Below are 2351 nucleotides of genomic sequence, written 5' to 3'. Positions count from 1 at the left end.
CCAAAGTCCTTGCGATGTACGCAGGCACTAGAACTCCGTCAATGGAACCCCAGTGGCTTGCCGCTGGGTTAAGTCAGGCTGCTAAAGAGACCCCGCCGCAGCATGTTTGAAAAAAACGGCATATTTTGCAAAAAAGTAATTTATAAAAAAATAGGGATTGCATTTTAGAAAAAAAGAATTATAATGATAATATCATTTAAGCAAGCAAAGGTGTTTGTAAAGCATTTTTGCCTATTTTTTTGCGCTTCAACACTAGAGCGTGTTTGTTGTTTTTTCTTTGAGAAAATGGAGGAAAAGAGAATGAAAACATTAGGATATTATAATGGAAAATTTGGCGAGCTGGACGAGATGAGCATTCCAATGAATGACAGAGTATGCTGGTTCGGAGATGGGGTTTATGACGCAGGGCTGTCAAGAAACTATAAAATTTTTGCATTGAATGAACATATCGATCGTTTATTCAACAGCGCCGGACTTCTGGATATCAAAGTGCCTGTGACAAAAGCAGAACTGGCGGACTTGCTCCAGGAAATGGTAAACAAAATGGATACCGGAAATCTGTTTGTTTATTATCAGGTAACAAGAGGTACCGGCATGCGTAACCATGTATTCCCGGAAGGAAAGGCAAATTTGTGGATTATGTTAAAGCCGGCAGAAATCGCGGATGGGACGAAGCCAATTAAGCTGATTACAGCAGAGGATACGCGATTTTTCCATTGCAACATCAAGACGTTGAATCTGATTCCGTCTGTCATGGCAGCTGAGAAGGCAAAAAGAGCAGGGGCGGAAGAGTGTGTATTTTACAGACCGGGAAAGCGGGTTACGGAGTGCGCGCACAGCAACTGCCACATCATTAAGGACGGCAAACTGATTACAGCGCCGACAGATAACCTGATTCTGCCGGGAATTGTAAGAGCTCATCTGATTAAAGCATGTAAAAAGCTTGAAATTCCGGTGAGTGAGACTCCATATACTCTGGATGAAATGTTTGATGCAGATGAGGTTCTTGTTACAAGTTCAAGCAAGCTCTGCATGTATGCGAATGAACTGGACGGGAAGCCGGTTGGAGGAAAGGCACCGGAACTTCTTGAGAAAATCCGCAAAGAAATCATGGATGAATTTATGACGGCAACCAACTAATCGGTACAAGACTTGTTTTGGATGCTGAATTGGAGGATTTGGTATGAATGGAGCAAAGGACATCCGCTCCTATGGATATAAGGTAGGAAGCATTCCGTGCGGGAAGGCAAACTTGATTACCGATGTGCCGGGAGTGAAGGTCGGGCACTGTACGGTGGAAGAAAATGGTCATAAAACCGGCGTGACGGCTGTTATCCCGTGCGATGGAAATGTTTTCGTAAAGAAACCGGTTGCCAGTGTGTTTACATTAAATGGATACGGGAAGACAGCAGGAACGATTCAAATTGAGGAACTCGGTGTGATAGAGACACCGATTTGCCTGACTAATACCCTGAACGTTGGAAAGGTTTCGGATGCATTGGTTGAATATACGATACAGAAATGTGCAGGGGATCACATCAAAGTGCGAAGCATCAATCCGGTTGTAGGAGAAACGAATGATTCTTTAATCAATCCGATCCAGGAGCGTGCAGTGGAAGTGCATCACGTTATTCAGGCTTTAGAAAGCGCTTCTGAAGCGTTTGAACAGGGGTGCGTGGGCGCGGGACGGGGAACCGTCTGCTGTGGTTTAAAAGGTGGCATTGGTTCGTCTTCGCGGGTGCTGGACTTTGCTGGAAAAACATATACGCTTGGAGCTTTGGTTCAGTCCAATTTTGGTCGTATGGAGGATCTGATGATCTGCGGTCAGCCGGTTGGAAACAGAATCGCGCAGGAACTGCACCCGAAGAACTCAAAGGACGAAGGATCGATTATGATTATAATCGGTACTGATATTCCGCTTTCTGCGCGTCAGTTGAAACGTGTATTAAAACGCGCGGCCGTTGGACTTGTCCGGACCGGTTCTTATATGGGACATGGAAGCGGAGATGTTTTTATTGGATTTACAAACGAAAATTATCTTCCGGCAGCAGGAAAAGAGAAACTTCTTTCGATTTCGTGCTTTCCGGAAGACCGGCTGGATCTGGTTTTCCGGATGGCTGCGGAATCAGTAGAAGAAGCAATCTGCAATTCATTGATTTATGCGCATCAGGAAACCGGAGTCGATGGAAAAATTTATCATTGTCTCAGCGAATTTTTGCCAGAGCGTGTTTGAAAAAGGCTTTCTGCAAGATGTGCGTCACAATTTGTGGAGAATGGGGGTGCGGACGCTTTCTTGGACCTGAATTAAGCAATTCCAAGACTGCGTCTATACTCCATCGGACTCAAACCCC

Annotated in this window: 2 protein-coding genes; both read left to right on the top strand. The window is 45.0% G+C overall.

Going from position 1 to position 2351, the window contains the following annotated elements; translation table 11 throughout:
* Window positions 1-300: 300 nt before the first annotated feature.
* The gene (locus LKD48_RS16335; protein WP_066564666.1) at window positions 301-1140 is read left to right on the top strand and encodes an aminotransferase class IV; all 840 of its coding nucleotides are present in this window, start codon (window positions 301-303) and stop codon (window positions 1138-1140) included.
* A gap of 43 nt (window positions 1141-1183) precedes the next feature.
* Entirely contained in the window at window positions 1184-2233 is a 1050-nt protein-coding gene (locus LKD48_RS16330) for a P1 family peptidase (RefSeq protein ID WP_118613514.1), read from the top strand.
* The last annotated feature ends 118 nt before the right edge of the window (window positions 2234-2351 follow it).

Origin of the sequence: Anthropogastromicrobium aceti (genome assembly GCF_020687335.1) — a bacterium.
Classification (GTDB): domain Bacteria; phylum Bacillota; class Clostridia; order Lachnospirales; family Lachnospiraceae; genus Anthropogastromicrobium; species Anthropogastromicrobium aceti.
Note: the sequence above shows the minus strand (reverse complement) of the source record. Positions and strands in the feature narration are given on the sequence as shown.

Excerpts from the sequence above, each read along its gene's own strand:
- LKD48_RS16335 (WP_066564666.1), top strand. The coding sequence starts at position 301 with ATGAAAACATTAGGATATTATAATGGAAAATTTGGCGAGCTGGACGAG.
- LKD48_RS16330 (WP_118613514.1), top strand. The coding sequence starts at position 1,184 with ATGAATGGAGCAAAGGACATCCGCTCCTATGGATATAAGGTAGGAAGC.